The 22,000-nt window shown below is 62.9% G+C and carries 22 protein-coding genes; 15 read left to right on the forward strand and 7 right to left on the reverse strand.

Annotated elements, in window-relative coordinates; all coding sequences use genetic code 11:
- The 8 genes from phnD to ABDK06_RS02375 are packed head-to-tail and all read left to right on the forward strand — an operon-like array spanning position 1 to position 6,745.
- Positions 1 to 1,035, forward strand: a complete 1,035-nt coding sequence (phnD, locus tag ABDK06_RS02340; protein ID WP_394938511.1) for a phosphate/phosphite/phosphonate ABC transporter substrate-binding protein — start codon at positions 1 to 3, stop codon at positions 1,033 to 1,035.
- Complete coding sequence (gene phnC / locus ABDK06_RS02345) at positions 1,035 to 1,871, forward strand: phosphonate ABC transporter ATP-binding protein (RefSeq protein ID WP_394938513.1); 837 nt, start codon at positions 1,035 to 1,037, stop codon at positions 1,869 to 1,871. Before phnD ends, phnC begins: the two co-directional genes overlap by 1 nt.
- On the forward strand, positions 1,868 to 2,695 hold the full coding sequence (gene phnE, locus ABDK06_RS02350; RefSeq protein WP_394938515.1) for a phosphonate ABC transporter, permease protein PhnE: 828 nt from the start codon (positions 1,868 to 1,870) through the stop codon (positions 2,693 to 2,695). Before phnC ends, phnE (ABDK06_RS02350) begins: the two co-directional genes overlap by 4 nt.
- Positions 2,692 to 3,585, forward strand: coding sequence for a phosphonate ABC transporter, permease protein PhnE (gene phnE / locus ABDK06_RS02355; protein WP_394938517.1), 894 nt, complete (start codon positions 2,692 to 2,694; stop codon positions 3,583 to 3,585). Before phnE (ABDK06_RS02350) ends, phnE (ABDK06_RS02355) begins: the two co-directional genes overlap by 4 nt.
- Positions 3,582 to 4,517: a metallophosphoesterase gene (locus tag ABDK06_RS02360; protein ID WP_394938519.1), complete on the forward strand. Its 936-nt coding sequence runs from the start codon at positions 3,582 to 3,584 to the stop codon at positions 4,515 to 4,517. The genes phnE (ABDK06_RS02355) and ABDK06_RS02360 overlap by 4 nt, the downstream gene beginning before the upstream one ends.
- Entirely contained in the window at positions 4,510 to 5,418 is a 909-nt protein-coding gene (locus tag ABDK06_RS02365; protein WP_394938521.1) for a MurR/RpiR family transcriptional regulator, read from the forward strand. Before ABDK06_RS02360 ends, ABDK06_RS02365 begins: the two co-directional genes overlap by 8 nt.
- A gap of 51 nt (positions 5,419 to 5,469) precedes the next feature.
- Positions 5,470 to 6,204: a DUF1684 domain-containing protein gene (locus ABDK06_RS02370; RefSeq protein WP_394938523.1), complete on the forward strand. Its 735-nt coding sequence runs from the start codon at positions 5,470 to 5,472 to the stop codon at positions 6,202 to 6,204.
- 49 nt (positions 6,205 to 6,253) lie between these two features.
- The gene (locus ABDK06_RS02375; protein ID WP_394940778.1) at positions 6,254 to 6,745 is read left to right on the forward strand and encodes a GtrA family protein; all 492 of its coding nucleotides are present in this window, start codon (positions 6,254 to 6,256) and stop codon (positions 6,743 to 6,745) included.
- 1 nt (position 6,746) lies between these two features.
- Here ABDK06_RS02375 and ABDK06_RS02380 read toward each other — a convergent pair whose 3' ends face one another.
- The 5 genes from ABDK06_RS02380 to ABDK06_RS02400 are packed head-to-tail and all read right to left on the reverse strand — an operon-like array spanning position 6,747 to position 12,618.
- On the reverse strand, positions 6,747 to 7,904 hold the full coding sequence (locus ABDK06_RS02380; RefSeq protein ID WP_394938525.1) for a cysteine desulfurase family protein: 1,158 nt from the start codon (positions 7,902 to 7,904) through the stop codon (positions 6,747 to 6,749).
- A gap of 34 nt (positions 7,905 to 7,938) precedes the next feature.
- A complete protein-coding gene (gene nadC / locus ABDK06_RS02385; protein WP_394938527.1) occupies positions 7,939 to 8,829 on the reverse strand; it encodes a carboxylating nicotinate-nucleotide diphosphorylase in 891 nt (296 codons plus the stop codon).
- Positions 8,830 to 8,879: 50 nt separating this feature from the next.
- Positions 8,880 to 10,547: an L-aspartate oxidase gene (gene nadB / locus ABDK06_RS02390; RefSeq protein ID WP_394938529.1), complete on the reverse strand. Its 1,668-nt coding sequence runs from the start codon at positions 10,545 to 10,547 to the stop codon at positions 8,880 to 8,882.
- Entirely contained in the window at positions 10,544 to 11,851 is a 1,308-nt protein-coding gene (gene nadA, locus ABDK06_RS02395; RefSeq protein WP_394938531.1) for a quinolinate synthase NadA, read from the reverse strand. The genes nadB and nadA overlap by 4 nt, the downstream gene beginning before the upstream one ends.
- Complete coding sequence (locus tag ABDK06_RS02400; protein WP_394938533.1) at positions 11,848 to 12,618, reverse strand: NUDIX hydrolase; 771 nt, start codon at positions 12,616 to 12,618, stop codon at positions 11,848 to 11,850. Before ABDK06_RS02400 ends, nadA begins: the two co-directional genes overlap by 4 nt.
- A gap of 237 nt (positions 12,619 to 12,855) precedes the next feature.
- On the opposite strand from ABDK06_RS02400, the gene ABDK06_RS02405 reads away from it, so the two are divergent.
- The 6 genes from ABDK06_RS02405 to ABDK06_RS02430 all read left to right on the forward strand — a co-directional run bounded on the left by ABDK06_RS02405 (position 12,856) and on the right by ABDK06_RS02430 (position 18,698).
- Positions 12,856 to 13,827, forward strand: coding sequence for an alpha/beta hydrolase family protein (locus ABDK06_RS02405; RefSeq protein WP_394938535.1), 972 nt, complete (start codon positions 12,856 to 12,858; stop codon positions 13,825 to 13,827).
- A gap of 179 nt (positions 13,828 to 14,006) precedes the next feature.
- A complete protein-coding gene (locus tag ABDK06_RS02410; RefSeq protein ID WP_394938539.1) occupies positions 14,007 to 15,395 on the forward strand; it encodes an amino acid permease in 1,389 nt (462 codons plus the stop codon).
- A 105-nt stretch (positions 15,396 to 15,500) separates the two neighbouring features.
- The gene (locus ABDK06_RS02415; protein WP_394938541.1) at positions 15,501 to 16,583 is read left to right on the forward strand and encodes a thiamine pyrophosphate-dependent enzyme; all 1,083 of its coding nucleotides are present in this window, start codon (positions 15,501 to 15,503) and stop codon (positions 16,581 to 16,583) included.
- Positions 16,576 to 17,565 carry an alpha-ketoacid dehydrogenase subunit beta gene (locus tag ABDK06_RS02420; RefSeq protein ID WP_394938543.1) on the forward strand — a complete coding sequence of 330 codons (990 nt, stop codon included), beginning with the start codon at positions 16,576 to 16,578 and terminating at the stop codon, positions 17,563 to 17,565. The genes ABDK06_RS02415 and ABDK06_RS02420 overlap by 8 nt, the downstream gene beginning before the upstream one ends.
- Positions 17,566 to 17,567: 2 nt before the next feature.
- The gene (locus tag ABDK06_RS02425) at positions 17,568 to 17,897 is read left to right on the forward strand and encodes a biotin/lipoyl-containing protein (protein WP_394938545.1); all 330 of its coding nucleotides are present in this window, start codon (positions 17,568 to 17,570) and stop codon (positions 17,895 to 17,897) included.
- Between the two features lie 3 nt (positions 17,898 to 17,900).
- Positions 17,901 to 18,698, forward strand: a complete 798-nt coding sequence (locus ABDK06_RS02430; RefSeq protein ID WP_394938547.1) for an alpha/beta fold hydrolase — start codon at positions 17,901 to 17,903, stop codon at positions 18,696 to 18,698.
- A gap of 51 nt (positions 18,699 to 18,749) precedes the next feature.
- Here ABDK06_RS02430 and ABDK06_RS02435 read toward each other — a convergent pair whose 3' ends face one another.
- Positions 18,750 to 19,187, reverse strand: coding sequence for an LppA family lipoprotein (locus tag ABDK06_RS02435; RefSeq protein WP_394938549.1), 438 nt, complete (start codon positions 19,185 to 19,187; stop codon positions 18,750 to 18,752).
- A gap of 89 nt (positions 19,188 to 19,276) precedes the next feature.
- Complete coding sequence (locus tag ABDK06_RS02440) at positions 19,277 to 20,902, reverse strand: alpha/beta hydrolase (RefSeq protein ID WP_394938551.1); 1,626 nt, start codon at positions 20,900 to 20,902, stop codon at positions 19,277 to 19,279.
- A 222-nt stretch (positions 20,903 to 21,124) separates the two neighbouring features.
- Here ABDK06_RS02440 and ABDK06_RS02445 point away from each other — a divergent pair, with 222 nt between their 5' ends.
- Positions 21,125 to 21,976 (forward strand): serine/threonine-protein kinase, encoded by an 852-nt coding sequence (locus ABDK06_RS02445; protein WP_394938553.1) that lies wholly within the window; start codon positions 21,125 to 21,127, stop codon positions 21,974 to 21,976.
- The last annotated feature ends 24 nt before the right edge of the window (positions 21,977 to 22,000 follow it).

The raw sequence follows: 22,000 nt of genomic DNA on the forward strand, positions 1-22,000 counted from the left end.
ATGAAGATGAGAATTTCCCAGAAATCCCGATTCACCGTCGGCGCCGTGGCCAGCCTGGCCTTGGTCACCAGTTTCGCGCTCTCGGCCTGCGGCGTCAGTCAGGATGCCGATGAAGCCCCCTCCGGCAGTTCCTCCGCGGCCTGTACCGGCAGCGGCACTGAGGGAGCGGCCGCTCCGACCGAGCTGACCCTGGCCCTGGTGCCCTCCGGAGACGCCAAGAAACTAGTGGACACCGTCAAGCCCCTCGAAGCGGCGCTCAGCCAACGACTCGGAATTCCGGTCCACGGAGTGATCACCGCCGACTATCAGGCGGCGGTTGAAGCGATCGGCTCGAACCAGGCGCAAATTGGCATGCTGCCCTCGCTGCAGATGAGCCAGGCCTGCGATAAGTATGGAGCCAAGCCCGCCTTGCAGACGCAACGCAAGTCCAAATCCAGCTATGCCGCTCAGTTATTCACTAATGATCCGGGGAAGTACTGCAAGGACACTCCGGTGGCCGGACCCAACGGGATGCTGTACTGCAATGGCACTGCGAGCGGCAATGGGCCCGCCGGACTCGACCAGATCACCAAGGTCAAGGGCGCCAAGGTCGCTATGCTCTCCTCGGCCTCACCCGCGGGCTACATCTTCCCGGTGGCGGCTCTGAAGGCTCAGGGCCTCGCGGTGGAAGACCTCTCCCCCATCAAGGTCACCGCGAATGATGCTTCGGTGCTCGCGGTCTACAAAGGCGATGCCGAGGTCGGGTTCAGCTACTGGGATGCCCGCGAGGTGGTGAAGAAGGACAACCCCGATATCGGCAATAAAGTCGTGGTCTTCGCGCTGACCGACGAAATACCGAATGACGGCGTTTCCTTGAGTTCAAAGCTCAGCCCGGAATGGCAGCAGAAGGTCTCCGACGCCATGCTCGACTATGCGAAAACCCCGGAAGGCGTCAGCGCGCTCACCGCGATCTACCAGATCACCGGCTTGCAAGCCGCAGATCCGCTGAGCCTGAAGAAGACGCAGGACGCCGCCCGATCGATCGGTCTCGGCTAGTGCCAGCAGCGGAATCATCCGGGATCGCTGAATCAACTGGCCTGGCACGGCAGGGCGCGCCGATCCGCTTCGAACGGGTCGGGGTGCGCTACCCCAATGGTTACACCGGGCTGAAGGACATCAGCCTGGAGATCCCCTCGGGGCAGATGGTCGGCGTCGTGGGACTTTCCGGAGCGGGCAAGTCAACCTTGATCCGGAGCATCAACGGCCTGGTGCCGATCACCAGCGGTGAGATCACGGTAGCGGACCAGCGGCTTTCCACGCTGCGCGGATCCACCTTGCGCGAGCTCCGCTCCGAGATCGGCATGGTCTTCCAGAGCTTCAATCTGGCGAAGCGCACCACGGTGCTCAATAACGTGCTCGTCGGGCGACTGCACGACACCCCGGCCTGGCGATCCTTGCTCTCGGCCTGGAAAAAGGACGACGTCGAACTAGCCATGCAGGCGCTGGAGCGGGTGGAGATCGTGGCGAAGGCCTACGAAAAGGCCTCTAGCCTCTCCGGTGGGCAGCAACAGCGGGTCGCCATTGCCCGAACCCTGGCCCAAAAACCTAGGATCATCCTGGCCGATGAACCGGTGGCCTCCCTCGACCCGCCCACCTCTCACGTGGTGATGCGGGATCTGCAACGGATCAATACCGAGCTCGGCATCACCGTCGTGGTTAACCTGCACTTCCTTGACCTAGCCCGGCGCTACAGCGATCGGCTGATCGGCCTGCGTGCGGGTGAAGTGGTTTTCGACGGCTCAGGAGCGGACGCCGACGAGTCGGTCTTCGAGAGCATCTACGGCCGTTCGCTAACCGCCGAGGACGTTTTGGAAGCGAAACCGCAGATATGACTGCTGGCCCCCTCCCCACCGCTGCACTCGACGGCCTCCCAGCCGCCGGATCCCGCCCGCTGAAACCACAGCACGCACTGCGCAATACCGTCATCGTGGCGATCCTGGCAGCCCTCACGCTCTGGGCCGGCTTCGGGATCCAGGTCGATCTGCCGGCGATCTTCAGCAATTTCGGCAATGCCTGGGGCAATCTACTCAAACTGACGCAACCCGACTACGGTTTCCTTCCGAAGACCTTCCCCGCTCTGCTGGAAACCCTCAATATGGCGGTGATCGCCACCTCCCTGGGGGCAATCATCTCCCTGCCACTGAGCTTCTTGGCCTCCCGGGCAACCAACCCGAACACTCCGCTGCTGCTCATCGTGCGCACCGTGCTGAATCTGATTCGCTCAGTTCCCGACATCCTCTATGCCGCGATTCTGGTCGCTGTGGTGGGGGTCGGCGCGCTCTCCGGAATCATGGCCCTGTTGCTGTTCAACCTCGGCATTATGGTCAAATTGGTCTCCGAGGCTCTCGATGGTGAAGACCGGGGTGCACAAGAGGCTGCGCTGGCCGCCGGAGCCACCTGGTTCGGCGCGAACCGAGCCACCATGCTGCCGCAGATCCTCCCTGCCTTCGCCTCACAAGCGCTCTACACCTTCGAAATCAATATCCGGGCTTCGGCGGTGATCGGCCTGGTCGGAGCGGGCGGTCTCGGCGTGCTGATCGACAATGTGCGGAGCTTTTTCCGATACCACGAATTGTCGATGATCATCCTGGAGATCCTGGTGATGGTCGTCGTCCTCGAATCGATCTCGGCCTGGTTGCGAAGGAGACTGGTATGAGTTCGCCCAGTCCCTTTGGCCTGGGCGAACCGAGCCCGGCGGTGAGCCGTCCCGCTAAACCGCGCCATGGGGGAAGAAGCCTGGCCTGGCTACTGGGCTCGCTGCTCGTGGTGCTCGCCTTCTGGGGCGCCAAAATCGATGGAGCTTCATTGGCTGATTTCCCGGGCCAGGCAGCCAAGTACTTCGGCGCGCTCTTCCTTCCCCCGGATTGGAGTAAATTCGGCGAAGCGCTCTCCGCCATGCTGCTCTCGGTACAGATGGCCTGGATCGGCACCCTGCTGGGCATCGTGGTCTCCTTCCCGCTGAGCTTCCTGGCCACTCGGGGCCTGGCCCCACGACTAGTCAATTGGCCGCTGCGCGGACTGTTCGCGGTGATCCGCGCGGTCCCCGAAGTGGTGATCGCCATCCTGATCCTCTCGGTCACCGGGCTGACCCCGTTCACCGGGGCTCTGGCGCTCGGCATCGGATCGATCGGCACCCTGGGCAAGTGGGGATACGAGGCCTTTGAAGGAGTCGACCCCGGCCCGCTCGAAGCGGTGCGGTCCACCGGTGGTTCTCGGATTGATCTGATGCGTTGGGGAATCTGGCCCTCGGCGGCACCGGATGTGCTCTCCTTCTGGCTCTACCGTTTTGAGATCAACGTCCGGGCTTCCGCCATCCTGGGCCTGATCGGTGCCGGCGGAATCGGGAAGATGCTGCAGGACAATGTGCAGTTCCGGAATTGGGACGCCGTCGGCATACTGCTTCTCGTCGTGGTCGCGGTGACCGTGCTGATCGATCAGCTCTCCGGCGCGGTGCGACAGCGCATTGTCAATGGCACGCCCGCGCGTCGACAGACCGCAGACAGAAACAGTGAATTGTCGGTCCGCCGGGAGACAATATCAACATGAGCACGCTGAACATCCTGCACTTGAGCGACACCCATCTGCTGGCCAGAGGGCTGCATTCCGGCGTGGTGGACGCCAGGGATGCCCTGCTGCACGCGCTGCGCGGCCTGCTCGCCGTCGATACGCTCGACTTACTGGTTATCTCGGGAGATGTTTCGGATGACGGCAGCGTCGCCTCCTATCAGGCGGTCCGCGAACTGGCGACTGACTATGCTCACCATCGGGGCGCTCAGGTCCTCTATGCGATGGGGAACCACGACGGGCGGCCAGGCTTCTGGCAGGTGCTGGGAAACGGCCACCCGGGTGCCCCGGTCGAAGAGGACGGCGGCCAGCTGCCGATCTACGGCAGCAGCACACTGGGTGGATTCCGGGTGATCAGCCTGGATTCCTCGGTTCCCGGCAGAACTCATGGTTTCCTCGACCGCGGCCAGCTCGATTGGCTGGCCGAAGAGCTCAGCACCCCCTCTCAAGCGGGAACCCTGCTGGTGGTCCACCATCCGCCGGTGGAACCGGTCACCCCGCTGCACGACGGAATCGAGTTGCAGAATCCTGAGGAGTTGGCGGAGGTCTTGCACGGCAGCGATGTGCGGCTGATCCTCTCCGGCCACTATCACCATGCACTCGGGGATTCGCTGCCGGTCGGCGAGCAGCTCATTCCGGTGCTGGTGGCTCCCGGCGTGGTGAATGTGAATGACGTACTGGCCCCGGAAGGCCATGAGCGGGCGCTGCGCAGCAGCGGGGCTCAATTAGTGACGCTCTTCAGCGCACCCGCCTCGGCGCCGCTGGCCAGGGTTCGGCACTTGCCGCTGTACTTGGCGAATCAGGCCCCGGTCTTCGACCTGGATCCGCAGCAAGTCGCTGAGATCTCCGCGAAGATCTCGGTGCAGCCCGCCGAACTCGACGCCTTCGACGCCGGGGAGGCAGCCCGTGGCTGAGCTCCAGAACATTCCAGAACAGAAGAACATTCCGGGGCAGAAGCATGCTCCCGGGCAGATTCTGGCTAGTATCCGCTCGATCCTGCCCTCTATGCTGCCCGCCGAGCAGGCGGTGGCCACCGTGCTCTTAGAGCGCGCTGATCAAGTGGTGGAACTCTCCTCCCAGCAAGTCGCCGATCTGGCGGGAGCCTCCCGAGCCACCGTGGTGCGCAGCTGTCAGAGCCTGGGTTTCAGCGGCTATCAGCAACTCCGGGTACTGCTGGCCCGGGACTCAGGTTATTCCGCAGCCACCGGCCCGGCACCAGAAGCACCGGAGCTGGCTGGCAGTTCCTTTATCGTGAACAGTTCTTTCAGCCAGGTGCGCGACGCCGTGACCTCGATGACAGCGCTGCTGGCTCCGGCCGACGTGGAACGCTCCGTGCAGTTGATCAGTCGAGCCAAACGGCTGGTCGTGGCCGGTAACGGGCTCTCGGCCGCACTCGCGATGGACACCGCCTCTCGGCTCAGCGCGATCGGTCGAGCCGCTGAGTTCCAACTCGACGCCATCGGCCAGCAAATCGGTGCGCGGCTGCTCAGTGAGCATGACGTTCTGCTGGTGATCAGCGGCAGCGGAGCGAATACCGCCAGCCTCAAAGTCGCCCAGGCGGCTCAGCTGGCCGGTGCCACGGTATTGGCCATCACGGCCTTTTCCAGGTCTCCCCTGGCGGCTCTCGCTGAGCTGAATCTCGTGGTGGGAATGCCTGAACTGACCTTTCGAGAAGAGGTCACCGTGACCACTCGGATTCCGCAGACCATCCTGGTGGAGGCCCTGGTCTCTGCGGTGGCCGCGGAACTCGGCCCGGTCGCGGCACGCGCCAAGACCATGGCCTTGGAAGTGATTGGCGATAACCTCGGCGAATAGTGCTGAGTCCGAGCGCTAGAATTCAAGAGCACCGACGAAGAGGGCCAGCTCATGAACTCCAGCTATTCCAAGGCCTTAGCCACCGCTGACTGGCGACGTCAAACCTTCGAGCTCTATGCTCAGGTGCGCCGGCTCGCCGCACAGGACGCCCGCGAAGCCCACCTTTACTGGATCACCGAGCGGAACCGGCTCTTTCGCGAGCATGCTGCCTCCGCACTCAGCCCCGCCGTTCAGGACGGGTTCAACGGGCTCGTGGTGGCCGATTACGATCCCGCCTACCGTTTCCAGGCAGAGCTTTCGGAAAGCGGCCGGGGAACAACACTTTCGGTGCCCACCGGCACCGACGGTGTAGTGGATTTCGAATGCCTGGGTACGCTGCGCTTCAGCGGTCCTGACCGGCGAGGGAGGCAGACCGGGATAACCGGGCAGACTGTACAGCTCGGTTCGGACGAAGGGCCTGATCGATCAGCGCCTCATCAGCCAGCTGAATTAGCGCTGTGGCGGCACCTGGGCTACGGCGGCGGGCTCTTCCTGCCCTTCCGAGACGCCACTTCGGGGCGACCCGGTGGAAGCTATGGCGGCGGCCGTTACCTGCTGGACAGCATCAAAGGCGCCTACCTGGGCGAGGAAACGGCAATGGATGGCGACCCAGCCCGGCTGATCCTCGATTTCAATTTCGCCTACAACCCCTCTTGCGCTTATGACGAACGCTGGGCCTGTCCCTTGCCCGGTCCGGCTAATCGGCTGAGCATCGAGATTCCGGTCGGTGAACTGCTGGCCGGCTGAGTAAGGCATATTTGGCTCAGGCCGGGGAAGGTGTCAGAGTTTAACGGTGATGACTAAAGCGGGTGTGAGCGGTGTGAAGCTGAACTCGGCACCCCTCGCACCCTCCACTCCGCGCAGCCCTCGGCGGGCTGCCGGACTGTGGCAGCAGATCGGCGGTTTTCTGGTGGTCGGCGCCATCTGCACTGCTGCCTCGCTGGGCATCTTCGCGGGCCTGAGACCGGTGACCGGCACTCAATGGGCCAATCTGATTGCCCTGGTGCTCACCTCGATCCTGAACACCGAACTCAATCGCAGGCTCAGTTGGTCGATCCAGGATCGTCAGCACTGGTTCCAGGATCATCGGCGCGGTCTCTGGGTGATGTTGCTGGCCTTGGCTTTGACCAGCTCGAGCCTCTGGCTTTTACACGCTTTCAATCCGAACCCCACAGTGATGGAAGATGTGCTGACCATCACGGCAGCCAATGTGCTCGCTGCGGTAAGCCGCTTCCTCTTATTGCGCTACTGGATTTTCCGCCGGGTACGGACTCGCGCAAAGGACTGAATCACCGCCCCAAGCGACCCAGGTTGCGCACCGCAGCCACCACGGCGTCGGCCGCCTGAGCGAGTTCTTCAGCGCTCACCGCCGAGGGCAAGCTGAACCGCACAGCGCTCTGCGCCACTTCAGCGGACAGCCCGATCGCCAGCAAAACCGCGGAGGGCTCCGAAGAACCCGCGGCGCACGCCGAGCCCGAGGAGCAGATGATCGACTGTCGTTCCAATTCGAGCAGCACGGATTCGCCGTGCGTTCCGGGAAAGCAGAAGGAAGCTATCGAGGGTAACCGCTGCGCCCCCCGTGCCCCGGTGAGCACGGCTTGCGGCACCCTGCTGAGCACCGAGTCGATGAAATCGTCCCGAAGCCGGGAGACTCGTTCGAAAGCAGCCTCCCGCTCCTGTTCAGCGAGCTGGAGGGCTTTCGCCAAGGCCACCGCAAAGGCAACGTTCTCGGTCCCCGAACGCAGCCCGGACTGCTGACCGCCGCCGTGGATCACCGGTTCGGCCAGCGTCCTGGAGCGCAGAATCAGCGCCCCGACGCCCTTGGGGGCACCGAATTTATGACCGGAGATGCTCAGGGCATGCACCCCAAGGGCCGGCAGCTTCAGTGCCAGCCAGCCGCTGGCCTGGACGGCGTCACTGTGCAGCGGAACCCCGTGCTGGGCTGCGAGCGCGGCGAGCTCAGCAATCGGCTGAACAGTGCCGATCTCGTTATTGGCGTACATTACGCTGGCTAGCGCCACGTCATCATCCAACATCGAACTGAAAATGTCGCCGTCGATCAGCCCGCTGCGATCCACCGGGATCGTCTCAAGCTGGAATCCGTGCATCCGGGCGAGGTATTCCGCCGATTCCTGGACGGCGGGGTGCTCAAGGGCGCTGATCAGCACTCGATTCCGCGAGGCTCTGGCCGCCCTGCGAGCAAGCGCGATGCCCTTGACCGCCAGATTATCGGCCTCGGTACCTCCCGAGGTGAAGACCACCTCTCCGGGGCGGCAGTCGAGCAACTCGGCAATATCGCTTCGGGCTCGTCCGATCGCGAGGGCCGCCCGCTCCCCCAATTCATGATGACTCGAGGGATTGCCGAAGTCCCCGGTCAGGTAGGGGAACATCGCCTCGATCACCTCACGGCGCACCGGGGTGGTGGCCGCGGCGTCTAGGAAGATCATGCTGCCCTCACTACCGAAACACCGTCCCGGTGGTTCATCGGCTTTCCGAACCGAATCGCACGTCCAGCCCGAGATCGAGCGCGCGGACAGAGTGGGTCAGTGCGCCCACCGAAATGATATCGACGCCGGTCGCCGCGATCTGCGCGATGGTCTCCAGGCGCACGTTGCCGCTGGCCTCCACGAGGGCCCGACCCGCGACCAGCCGTACCCCTTCGCGTAACTCCTCGAGGCTGAAGTTATCGAGCATGATGGTGTCCACTCCGGCGGCCAGTACCGGCTCGATCTGCGCGATGCTGTCCACCTCTACTTCGATATGCGTGGTGTGCGACAGGCGTGGCCGTAGCGTGGAGAGCACCGCCGTCAATTTCCGGTGATCACCTTGGCTGAGCACCGCCAGGTGGTTGTCCTTGGCCATCACGGCGTCGGAGAGGCTGTAGCGGTGGTTATGCCCGCCCCCGCAGCGCACCGCGAAGCGCTCCAGCGCCCGCAGCCCGGGGGTGGTCTTACGGGTGTCGACGACCCTGGAGCGATTGCCCGGCACCGCCGTCACCGCTGTGACGTACTGCGCGGTCAGCGTGGCGATCCCGCTCATCCGCTGCACCAGATTGAGTCCCACCCGCTCGGCGGTGAGCACCGAGCGCGCTGGCCCTTCCACCACGGCGAGTTCCGCTCCGGAGGCGAATTCCTCGCCGTCGGCGAGCTGCCATTGCACCGAGATCGCGGGATCCGTGAGTTCCATAGCAGCATCGAAGACCGCCGTGCCGCTGAAGATCCCGGGTTCCCGGGCATTCAGCACCGCTACCACCCGGGCGGCTTCCGGAATCAGTAGCTGCGAGGTCAGATCGCCGTAAGGGGCGTCCTCAGCCAGGGCTGCAAGCACAGCGGGGGTAATCTGACTGCGGCTCAGCGGCAGAATCTCTGTCATGGGGGGCCTTTCGGGCTTCTCGGAAGAACGGGGGCTGAGGAACCAGCGCTCTAGGGGCGCTGGTTAACGAAACTTCGGCTGGGCACTCCGGAGCGTTCGCTGAAATCGGAACGCCAGTGCGCTCCCAAGGAGCCCTGGTGCCTGCTCGCAGCACTCACCAACAGTTCAGCGGCCAGCAGCAGATGATCGCTCTGCGGATCGTCGGCACGCCACTGGGCGAGCTGCTTGGCTGCCAGCTCCAGGCCTGCGGCATCCCGCAGTACTCCGGCCTGGTTCATCATGAGTTCGCCCAGTTGCTTCAGATCGACGAGCTGTCGACCAGCAGAATCCGGGGCCGACAGTTCCAAGGGCTCGGCCTCGAACTGCGACGACTCTGGCCATTCGTCCGGCGAGCCGAGCATGGCGTGTACCGCCCTGGCAGCGAAGACCGCGGCTTCCAGCAACGAGTTCGAGGCGAGCCGATTGGCGCCGTGCACCCCGGTGCAGGCGAGTTCTCCGGCCACGTAAAGCCCCGCTAAGGAACTCCGGCCCGCCAGATCGCTGGCCACTCCGCCCATCCAGTAGTGAGCACCGGGGTTCACCGGGAGCAAATCGTTCTCCCAGTCCAGGCCCCGGGCACGCAATGCTGCGTCAATTCCCGGGAAACGCCGAGCCAGGAAGCCCCGGCCCTTTTCAGCCACGATGCCGCGAGCATCGAGATAGACCGATCCGCCGCGGTCCAGCTGCTGGGCTATGCCGCGCGAGACGACGTCGCGAGGGGCCAGTTCGGCGTCCCGGTGAACCGCCGTCATAAAGCGCTCGCCCAGTTCATTGCGCAGCACCGCGCCTTCGCCCCGTACCGCCTCGGAGATCATAAAGGGCCGCTCGTGCACCAGCAGGGTGGGGTGGAATTGGTAGTACTCGAGATCCTTCACCACCGCACCGGCTCGCCACGCGACGGCCAGGCCATCGGCGGTGGCACCCTCAGGGTTGGTAGTGTGCGAGAAGATCTGACCTCCGCCACCGGTCGCCAGCAGCACCACATCGGCGGTGATCCGCTCCTGCTCGCCCTCCGCGTTCAGCACGCTGACACCCCGAACCCGTCCGGCGTCCAGCAGCAGTTCTAACAGCTCGGTACGCTCTCGCAACTCGAGTTTGCCGTGCTCTGCGCGCTCGCGAATCACCTGGCTCAACGCGTCGATGATTCCGGCTCCGGTGCTATCCCCTCCGCTATGCAGAACCCGGGGGAAGCTGTGCGCCGCCTCCAGGCCGAGTGCCCAGTGTTCTTGCCCCGTCTCGGAATCATGAACCGTATCGAACCGCACACCGTGGTCGACCAGATCAGCGATCACCTGGGCTGCCGCGGTGCAGAGCTGCTCAACGGCCGCCGGGTCGTTCACCTCGGCACCGGCGATCAGGGTGTCTTTGATATGGGCGGCCACCGAGTCGCCTGGGCTCGGCTGAGCGAACCTCGCGAAACCTCCGAAGGAAGCCCCCGGCACACTGGGCAGCACCGCCGAGATGCCGCCCTGGGCATAGCGTGAGTTGCTTTCGCCGAGTTCCGCCTTGGTGAGCAGGAGCACTTCGGCGGCCTCCGAGGCCACCAAGTGCAGGGCCGCGGTGAGTCCGGCCAGGCCACTGCCCACAATGACCACTCGGAGCTTCGGAGTTCCCCGGGCCGTGCCCTGCCGGCGATCTTCATCGCTCAGCGACGTGCTGCTCATGGAGTTCTCGCTCATGGCCGGGCGGCGAGCATCCGCTCAAGGGCCACTCGAGCGGGACGGGCGACTTGTTCGGGCACGCTGATCCGGTTCTCCACTGTTCCCTTGCGCCCAGGTCCTTCGAGCAGCGATTCCAGCACCCAGGCCAGATAACCCGGGTGAATCCGGTACATCGTCGAGCAGGGGCAGATCACCGGGTCCAGACAGAAGATGGTGTGCTGTGGGTACTCCTCGGCAAGGCGATTCACCAGATTGATCTCGGTGCCGATAGCGAAGGTGGTTCCGGCGGGAGCGGCCTGGATCGCCTTCACAATGTAGTCAGTGGAACCAGATTCGTCGGCGGCGTCCACCACCGGCATCGGGCACTCCGGGTGCACGATCACCCGCACGCCCGGATAGTCGGCCCGGGCCTGCTCGATCTGTGCCACGGTGAAGCGGCGGTGCACGGAGCAGAAGCCGTGCCAGAGGATCACCCGCGCCTCGTTCAAGGTCTCGACGTCGGTGCCGCCCCAGGGCTTGCGCGGTGACCACATCGGCATCTGCTCGAGCGGCACCCCCATTGCCTTGGCGGTATTGCGCCCCAGGTGCTGATCCGGGAAGAAAAGCACCCGGCGGCCACGCTGGAAAGCCCATTCCAGCACGGTCTTGGCATTCGAGGAAGTGCAGACGATACCGCCGTGCTCACCGCAGAACCCTTTGAGCGCCGCAGAGGAATTCATATAGGTCACCGGGATCACCGGGACCCGACCCTCGGCGTCCTGAGCTGTCATATCGCCGTAGATCTCCTCCAGCTGAGCCCAGCAGGCCTCAACGGACTCGATATCAGCCATATCCGCCATTGAGCATCCAGCGGCGAGATTGGGCAGGATCACCGATTGCTGGGGACCGGAAAGCATATCAGCGGTCTCGGCCATGAAGTGCACTCCGCAGAACACGATCGCTTCCGCTTCGGGTTTAGACTTCGCAGCGTTGGCCAGTTGAAAGGAGTCACCGACGAAATCGGCGTATTTGATCACTTCGTCGCGCTGATAGAAATGCCCCAGCACCACCACTCGTTCTCCCAGAGCGGCCTTAGCTGCCAGGATCCTGGCCTCTAGTTCCTGGTCCGTAGCATCCTTGTACTCTTGTGGAATCTGGCCTTGCCTGGGGGTGCTCGGCGGCGCGGTATCAGCCAGCGAGGCCCCCGGGCCATAGCTCGGAACGCCGTCGAGAGCCGCCGTGAGATCAAATTCCCAGGGCCCTTTAGCGAGGTCGGTGCCGCAGGTGGAATCCGAGGAATTCCCACGAACTGAAAGTTGAATGGCAGTATTGACTGAGCTCACGATATTCCCTCGACATTAGGCTGGGTTGAATTAGTTCGCTGCATTGAGCGGTTCTGACTGAAAATCTCTGTGTCGCCGGTGTAGCGGTACAGCCGGGGCGGGCGGTGTTTACCGCCTTGCAGGTATTCCTCAGTGGCTTCGATATCCACTGTTGCCTTGAGCTGGCGGCGGAAGTTCGCCGGGTCGAGTTGTTTGCCCAAGACCGCTTCATAGACCTCTCGAACCTGAGCCAGGGTGAATTTCTCGCCCAGGAAGTGGTAAGCGATGGAGCCGTACTCGATTTTGTTCCGCAGTCGCCAGAGCGCGTATTCCACGATCTCCCGATGGTCGAAAGCGAGTTCCGGAAGTTGCTCCGCGCGGAACCAGCTGACATTGGGATCGTCCTTGGCTAGAGCGGCTTCGGTGGCTTGCACGAGCGCCCAGTAGACGATGGAGACGACGCGCTGCGCGGAAATGCCCTGCGACGTCGAACGCTGCAAGCCACCGAAAGCGTAGAGCTGTTCGAGAAAGCGGGGCTTGAGACCCGTTGTTTCGTAAAGATTGCGGCCTGCGGCCCCCTGCAGGGATTCCTCCCGGCTGAGCGGGCCTCCCGGCAGCGCCCATTGCCCTTTGAAGGGTTCCCGGATCCGGCGGACGAGGGGCAGCCACAGCGAGGGGCGGCCAGAGCTTTCGCTGGGGCGCAGCGCGAAGATCACCGTTGAAATCGCCAATGACGGCGGTGCAGCCAATCGTTCGGAGACATTGGCCCCGCTAGGGTAACCAGTCACCGTCACTCCGGTGTCCCGGAACACTGGCTGCTGGGTCTCGATGGTGTACTCCCTAGATAAGCGCCGCGAACTTGTTATGGTCAATTTGACTATAACTAATCATAGACCTCGATCATCCGATCTCAAAATCACCTGCTCGGCAGCCTGGTCAGCCAACAGGAAGACCACCGGTAAACTCTCTCCGGATACCACCCACTGCACCGAAGAACCCATCTCCACCGGGAGGAAAGCTGGACCATGGATGACGCGCAAGATTCTCAACAGCTCGACTTGCAGTCCTATCGGTCGTTTTTCCTTGGCTCCAGGCCCCTCGCTATCGACGGCGAGCAACCCGAGCAGCATGTCCTCGCCGCAGCAGGCGTGCCCGTGACCATCAATCCGAATGGCACCTACCGGACCGGCGGGATGTACGTCCAGGAGTTCCGGCAGCGCAAGCCTCGGTCCAAGGAACCCGTGCTCTTCATGCACGGGGGCTCGATGAGCGGCGCGGTCTGGGAGCACACCCCCGATGGACGGGACGGCTGGCTCCAACATTTCCTGCGAGCAGGTTTTCATTGCTACAACGCCGATGCGGTGGAACGAGGCCGCTCAGGCTGGAATCCACGAGATCCGCATTTCCAAGAACGGCCCATCCTGCGAACAGCCGAGGATGCTTTCCAGCAATTCCGGCTGGGCCTTCCAGTTGAAGACGCTCAACCAGCCACTCTGGAGCAAGCAGCTTATCCCGGCCTGCGGTTTCCTCTGCACTATTTCCAGCGGTTCGCTGAGGGACTGGTGCCCCGCTGGACGGGCACCGATGAGATCGTGCTATCCGCTTATCGCGAGTTGATCGAGCTGATCGGCCCAGTGACGCTGTGCGCTCATTCTCAGGGGGCGGCTTTTGCCTTCCAACTCGCCGAGCAACAGCCAGAACTGATCACGTCGATCATCGCTCTTGAACCCGCACAGGCCGGGCTCGGAGACGGCTCCGCAATGCGCAGCACCAAGGTGCTAGCCATCTACGGAGACTACCTTGATCGTGACAATCGCTGGCCGATAATCCGTGGGAAAACCGACGCGTATTTCGCTCAGTCCGGTGACCACGGAGCCGAGGTGACAATAGTCGATCTACCGCAGGCAGAGATCTTCGGCAATTCTCATTTGCTCTTGGTGGAGAACAACAATGCGGAGATCGCGCAGCTCGCCATCAATTGGCTTAACGAGAAGTAATACGATGTGTTCGCCGGATGGCTGGACCCGGCCTGAAAAAGCAGTCTTCCGAGTCGGCATCCAGGTCATCCCCCTTCCTCCGCTTATCGTTGAAGAAGGACTCAGCCTTTCATCAGAAACCAAATCACCTGACAATATGATGGGTGTCTCAGCACCGTCCGAACCATCAAAGGCATTCCATGGCTAATCCAGTCCACGAGGACACCCGATCCCTCAGCAGGGGTCTGAAACCCCGGCAACTCATCATGATGGCCCTGGGCTCCTCCATCGGCACCGGACTCTTCATCGGCTCCGGCAAAGCCATCGGAGTGGCTGGCCCGGCTGTGCTGATCTCCTTCTTGATCGCCGGCACTATCTTGATTTTCGTGATGCGGATGCTCGGTGAGATGGCCGCCGCCCACCCGAATAGCGGCGCTTTCTCCTACTACGCGGAAAAAGCGATGGGCCCGGTCGCCGGGGCCGCGGTCGGTTGGCTGTGGTGGATCCAGAACGTTGTGGTGGTGGCCGCCGAGGCAACCGGCGCCGCAGCTATTCTGAACAGCTTGTGGAATACCCTCCCGCAGTGGTTACTGACGCTGGTGTTCATGGTGATCTTCACCGTGATCAACCTGCTGGGAGTCAAGAAATTCGGTTCCCTAGAGTTTTGGTTTGCCATCCTCAAAGTCCTCGTCATCGTGGTTTTCCTGGTGGTCGGCGTGCTGTTGATCGTCGGAGTGATCCCGAGTAGCGGAGTCGGCTTCAGCAACCTCTTCGATCACGGTGGATTCCTGCCCACCGGCTGGGCCGGCGTGGCTTCAGGCTTGCTGATCGTGGTCTTCGCCTTCGGCGGCACCGAACTCGTCACCATCGCAGCCGCCGAGACCGAGAACGCCGAGCACAATGTCGGCCGGGCAATCCGTTCGGTGCTCTGGCGGATCCTGGTGTTCTATATCGGCTCGGTTTTCGTCATGGTGGTCATCCTGCCCTGGAACTCGGACGCCGTCACCAACCCCTTCGCCTCGGTCCTGGCGGAAGCCCATCTTCCCTATGCCCAAGAAATCACCACCTTGATCATCGCCGTTGCGGTGCTCTCCGCGCTCAACGCCAATCTTTACGGAGCCTCGCGGATGATCTTCTCCCTGAGTGAACGCGGACTGGCCCCCAGATTCCTCAGCTCAGTGACCGCTAAGCATGTACCAGCCGCTGCCGTGCTGGCTTCGGTGCTCTTCGGCTTCGTGGCGGTAATCCTCAATTTCATCGACCCCGAGCATGTGCTGAGCGTCTTGCTGCAATTACTGGGATCAACGGCCCTGATGATGTGGCTGGCCACCATCGTCTCGCAGATCATCCTGCGACGCCGGGCGGACGCCGCGGGTGAAAAGCTATCGGTACGGATGTGGGGATTCCCTTATCTTTCATGGTTCACCATGCTGCTGATCGTGCTGGTGATGCTGCTAGGATTCCTGGATACCAATGTGCGAATCCAATTGCTGAGCACCTTCGCATTGACCGCGATAATCGCCCTGGCGAGCTGGCTAGCGCTGCGTGGCAAGAAGTCCCAGGCTGAAACTTTGATCAGCAAAAACTAGTCAAACTGCCTATTAAAAGAACGAATTTATAAGCAATTTTTTCCGTACTGCCGGTTTCTACTGCTCTTGTTGCACAGCGATCATGTTCTGAATAGGCTCAAGCCCATGACCCAAGCCCGTAATGAACGCCTCAGTACGGCGTCCACCCTCCCGGTTCCCGAAGCGGAACTGGACAGCACACAGCGGCGAGAACTCTACCGGCTGCTGGAAACTGTGCGCTACCTGGATGTCTCCGCGATCGCTTGGCAGCGCCAGGGCATCCTGCCGGGCTATGCTCCGGAACGCGGCCAAGAAGCCGCACAGGTAGGCAGCGCCTACGCCATGGATCGCGAGCGGGACTTCATCTTCCCCACCTATCGAGAGCTCGGCGTCGCCCGGGCCTGGGGCGTGGACATGGTGGCTTATCTGGCCACCCATAAGGCCAGCTGGCACGGCGGGCTTTACGATCCGGTGGCCAGCCGCTTCGCGCCCATCCAGGCGGTGGTGGCCGGTTCGGTGCTGCACGCGGTGGGCTGGGCTCATGGCCAAACGCTGAGCGCTGATCCAAGCGGGCAGACCGGCGTCGCGATCAGCTACTTCGGGGACGGCGCTTCCTCCCAGGGAGACGTACATGAAGCGATGAACTTCGCCGGGATCTTCAAAGCTCCGGTGATCTTCTTCGTGCAGAACAATGGCTGGGCCATCTCGGTGCCCACCGAAAGGCAGGTGGCCGGCGGATCAGTGGCTGGCCGCGCTGCTGGGTACGGAATTCCTGCGGTTCAGATCGACGGCAACGACGTCGAAGCCGTCTATGCCGCGACCAAAGCCGCCCGCGCCCATGCCGCAGCGGGGCGCGGCCCGGTGCTCATCGAGGCGATGACCTACCGCCGTGGACCGCACTCAACGAGTGATGATCCAGGCCGCTATCGCAGTCTGGAAGAAGAACGCCAGGAGGGCGGTCCAGACCCGGTAGACCGTTATGCGCAAAAGCTTCGCGAGTCCGGAATAGCTGATGAGGCCTTCTTCACCACGGCATGTGAAGCGGCTAAGGCAGAAGAAGAGCAGCTCAGAGCCGGAGTGATCGCCCTGGGGCCGCGTCCGGGCCGGGAGATGTTCGATTTCGTCTATGCCGAGGCGGAGAGCGAAGTGCAAGCTCAAGCGGCCGCTTGGCGTCAGGAAACCGCTTACCAGGAGAACCAAGATGCCTGAGACCATCTCGATGCAGAAGGCCATCAACCAGGCTCTCGCAGATTCCCTGCGCGCGGACCCCAAGGTTCTCGTGCTAGGTGAGGACGTCGGCACCCTGGGTGGCGTCTTCCGGGTCACCGACGGACTGCAAAAGGAGTTTGGCTCAGCTCGCGTCTTCGACACCCCGCTGGCCGAGTCGGGCATTCTGGGCATGAGCGTGGGGCTCGCGCTCGCCGGTTATCACCCGATCCCCGAAGTGCAGTTCGACGGTTTCGCCTACCCCGCGGTGAATCAGATCATCAGTCAGATCGGCCGGATGAACTACCGCAGCCGGGGCACTATGCCGATGCCGATCACCTTACGGATGCCGAGTTTCGGCGGTTTGCGCGCTCCCGAGATGCACACCGAGAGCCTGGAGGCCATGCTGGCCCACGTGCCCGGGCTCAAAGTAGTCTCTCCCGCGGATCCTCAGCAGGGCTACCATCTCTTAAGGCTGGCTGCTCAGCTGCCCGACCCGGTGATGTTCCTGGAGCCTAAGCCGCGCTACTGGCAGAAGGCCGAGGTCGACGTCGCCAGTCCCGGCGAGCTGCGCGGTGCGAGAGTTGCCCGGGAGGGCAAACACGTCACGCTGATCGCTTACGGTGCCATGGTGGCCCGCTGCTTGCAGGTGGCCGAGCTCGCCGCCGAGGACGGGATCGAGGTCGAGGTGGTGGATCTGCGCTGGCTCAAGCCGATCGACACCGCGACGCTGGCGGCTTCGGTGGCGAAGACCCGCCGTGCCGTGGTGGTGCATGAGGCCCCGCTGACCGCAGGTCTGGGCGGGGAAATCGCGGCCCGGGTGAGCGCCGCCTGCTTCGATACCCTCAAGGCACCGGTTGAACGGGTCACCGGCTTCGACGTACCGTATCCCTCAGGAGACCTGGAGGACGAGTACATTCCCAATCTGGACCGGATCCTGTTCGGTATCCAGCGAGTATTGACCTACAAAAAGCTTGGAGCATAGAGATGGCTGAGATTTCCTTTCCCCTTCCGGATCTCGGTGAAGGCCTGATTGAGGCGACCGTGCTGGAATGGCTGGTGGCCGAGGGCGACCAGATCGAACGGAACACACCTCTCGTCGAGGTGGAGACCAGTAAATCGTCGGTCGAGCTGCCCTCGCCGCAAGCCGGGAAAGTGGTCAAGACCTTCGGCGAACCCGGCGAGACGATCAATGTCGGCGAGCCGCTGATCATCTTCGAGGTACCTGATGACACCGCCGGTATCGTGGGCACCGTGCCCCGCGAGGAAGCCCCGCAGCGACGAGTCAAGCTCTCGCTCAGCCTGGACGAGGATTAGGCCGTGGCCCATTCCGTGGAGGGACGCTCCTCGACTCTGAGCAGCTACCTCTTCGGCCCGAGCACGGGTCGTCCGGTGCTGCTGATCCATGGTTTTGCCTCCTCCACCGAGCTCAATTGGGCGCAGACCGGTTGGCTGACCGCGCTGGAGGCAGCGGGCCGCCGAGTGATCTCGGTCGATTTGCCGGGGCACGGCGGCAGCGCGGCACCGGAAGCACTGGATGAATACACGCCGAGCAGGATCCGCGCGGAGATCCTGCAATTGCTCTCCGATCTCGGCACCAAGCCGCTGGACCCGGCCGAACCTGCTTCAGGGGTGGATATCATCGGCTACTCACTCGGCTCTCGGCTGGCTTGGGAATTCGGAGCGGCTCAGCCGGAATTGGTGCACCGTCTGGTGCTCGGCGGGCCCGCTGCGATCGATCCGCTGGCCGATTTCGATCTGCTGGCCGCTGAACGATTCGTCAGCTCGGGAGAACCCATCGTCGACCCTGTGACAGCCGATCTGATGAACCTGGCCATGCTGGTACCGCGCAATAATATGTTCGCCCTGCTGAGCCTGGTCAGGGCGATCAAAACCGAGCCCTTCGACGCCACGGAAGCGATTCCCCGGAGGCCGGTGCTGCTGGTGGCTGGTGAGCGCGACGAACTGGCGGAGACCATGCCGCGGCTTGCGGAGTTGATCGCCAGCCACGGCGCGGAAGAACCCGCTGAGCAACTGTTGTTACCAGCACGGAGCCATGCGAATGCGGTGACTTCTCGGGCTTTCAAAGAAGCTGCCCTGCGATTCCTGAGCGACTAACGGTTCTTCAGCGATCCGGTGCCCCGGCCCGGGATCGCTGGGCGAGCACTCTCAATCAGCGGATTTGAGCTTTTGGGCCAGATGCAAACCGCTCAGATAGCTCAACGTGGTCTTGCTGCCACTGCTGAGTTCGTAACGCGCTCCAAGAGCATCGCTTCCCGTGACCTCGATATGACTTTCATTGCTCTGCATGGTCTGCGGGGCGGCAAAACCGTAGTCGGCTCCGACCTTCGAGAGGATCTGCAACGCCTTATCCCGATCAGCGCCCTGCAAGGGCAGCTCGGCGACCCAGGCGGCACTTGAATAGTTCACCGCCTGACCAGGAGCGCCCGGGACGGCGACGTCGATCGAAGTGCCCTGCTGGAATTCCGTCCACTGCACACCGTCGAAGGCTGCCGAGAGCTCGGTCTTCATCCGTTCGAGCATCGAATCGTATTTATCGACGACGGCCTGCAGACTCGGCCGGGAATTGAAATCTATGGAGGACATGCTTTCAGCCTTTCCGGAACAACCACTGAGCACTACGGCACTGATGACGGCGAGTGCTATCGCCAGAACGAGGGAACTGATTCTTCGGATCAATCGAACAGGCCTTTGACGGCACCGACAGTGCCACTGACCAGGCCCTTGACGTCGTCCACCGCCGAATCCACAGCACCATCCACCCCACCAATGATGCCACCCGTCACGGTGCCGACGATCCGGCCCGGGGTGCCGGCGATGCTCTCGCCGACATCTCCGCCGTGCTGGCCGCCGTCGATCAGGCCTTCCACCCCGCCGCGAATCGGATCCACTCCGGTGATCAGGCCAATGCCGCCGCGAAGCGCATCGCCCGCCCCGGCGTTCTCACCGTGCACCGCCAGATCCGGACGACCCGCCACCACCGTGGCGATATTGTACTGACTGGTGGAATCCGTTTGCAGATACTGGCTGTGCCCGCTCGAAGCCGAGCCGTGAGATGAGCTGGAAGTGGAGAGATCCTCGATCCCGGACAGCTGGTTGGGGTCATCGCCGAAGGCAGCGAGATCCGCCACCGCATCGCCCTTCGCTTCCAGCACGAACCTGTGCCCCTCCGGTACCCGGAGATTTCCGGCGTCGCTGGTTCCCAGACCAGGCGATCCGAAGACCACCATATTGTCGAAGACGTCCGTGTGCTGCACGGCTTCCCCGGTGACGAAGGAACCATAGGAGTGCCCGATGGCGGTCAGATTGGAGTCGCGATTGGCGGCGTCCAAGCCCTCGGCGAAATGGGCCAGGCCGCGGCCGCCCTCGATGCCGTTGATCGGGCTGGCGGCTTCGACAACGCGGACTCCTTGATCCGGGCCGGAGGGCGCGTCGTAGCCGATCCAGGCGATCAGCGCGGTGCTCTGATCATTGCCTTCCGACATATTGAGACGGTCGGTACGCCGCTTCAGGGCGAGCATATCGTTCACATACCCGCTCAGCGAGGTGTCCGGCTCAGAGCCGATGCCCGGGGTGAAAACCCCGACGTTATCGGCGGTATCGGCGTTGCCCACGCCGACCGCGGCACGCGGCGGCTGGAGCGAGTCGTCGAAAAGCAGCACCTGGGCCTGCTCCCCGCTCGATTCCACCTTCTCAACGGATTTCCTGATCTGGTCGATGGTGCCCAGTGCCTGATTGATCTGATCGCGCCGATCGCCCTCGTCCGGCCCTAAGGAAGCCAGTTCGCGGCGCAAGGCAGCCTCTTCGGTCTCCAGCCGTAACCGGTTGGCCTGGTCGCGCACGGACGCCGGAATGCCGTCCAGATTGCCGATCCGCTCCGGGTGCTCAGCGATGTACCGGGCCTGTTCCTCAGGGCTGAGCGATTGCCACCAGTCATTCACGCTCCGCGGGTCAGATCCCTCGGGTGGCAGAGCCGGGAGCGAGCCCGCGGTGCTGCCCGGAGTGCGCCCCGAACTACCGCCGCCCTCCACGGCACTGGCTTTGATCTGCTCCTCAGCATTCCGCACCAGCACCTTGGAGACCTCGCTGAGCATCGAGATCGCCTGGTTGAGCGCGGGCCTCATCGAGCCGGCCCAGTGCCGACGGCAGCCCGAGGCATCCGCCCCATACCAGCGGATCTGGCCGTTCAGCACCGCTTCAAGGGTGGCCGTGGTGCGGCTGAGATCTTGCGAGGTGGAGTCGACGTACTTCGCCAGGCCCTTCAGCTCCTCTGGGCTGGCCCCGAGCATTGAGTCGACCATCGATGGCTCCTTGATCCGGATCAGAATGTTAGAACAAACACTAGGTAAATTTCGGGGAACCGTCGATGGGGAGTTCTCCCCTGGCCCCAACCGGCCGCTGAGAGTCCCTGTGCACAACCTGAGACTCGCCACGAAACCGCTATTGCCCGGGGCTGTAGAGCTCGCGGGAATACACTGTTTGACAGCCGGATGTGTTCACTTCCCACTCTTTTGAGGAACGCAATGGAGCAGCAAGTTTTGTGCGGGCGCTATCGCCTGAGCGAGCGAATTGGTGCTGGTGCCTGTGCCGCGGTTTTCAGCGCCTATGATCTCAAGCTGGGCCGCGAGGTCGCGGTCAAGATCTTCTCCGCCGATTCAGCCGATGTGCGCCGCCAAGAGCAAGAGATTCGTGCCCTGAGCAAAGTGCAACACCCCTTCCTGATCAGCCTTTTTGACTGCGGCATCTATGAAACGGCGCTCGATGCTCCACGTGCCTATATGGTGATGGAGTTGATCCACGGTCAGGATCTACGGGTGTTACTGGCCGAAAGCTCAGTGATCGGCGGTCTGAGGCCGGCCAAGGTTGCCCGCTTCGGCTGGGCGCTGGCAGAAGCGCTGGCAGCGGTGCATTCCGCCGGTGTGATTCACCGGGACGTCAAACCCGCGAATATTCTGATCGGACGTTCCGAGTTGCCGGTGCTGTGCGATTTCGGCGTTGCTCGACTGCACGACTCGGCCCAGGCGACCAGCCCGGGGCAGACCATCGGTACCGCGAGCTACCTCAGCCCGGAGCAGGCGCTGGGAGAGGCGGTGCATCCCAGCGCGGACATCTACTCCCTGGGCCTGGTGCTGCTGGAGTGCTTGACCGGGCAGAAAGCCTTTCCCGGTACCGCTCTAGAGGCCTCGCTCGCCCGGCTGCTCCGTGATCCGGTAATTCCCGAGTCCCTGGAGGGCAGCTGGCAGCCTTTACTGACCGCGATGACCGAGCGCAATCCGCTGAACCGGCCCGACGCCGCCGAATGCGGACAAGTTCTCTTCGAACTGCAACTGCAAGTCCCCGCGCACCCGCTGAGTGTGCAGTTCTACATGTTTTGAGGCCCTCTATAGATGTATATCTGC

Source organism: Psychromicrobium ferritrahens, from assembly GCF_043789415.1.
GTDB lineage: Bacteria > Actinomycetota > Actinomycetes > Actinomycetales > Micrococcaceae > Renibacterium.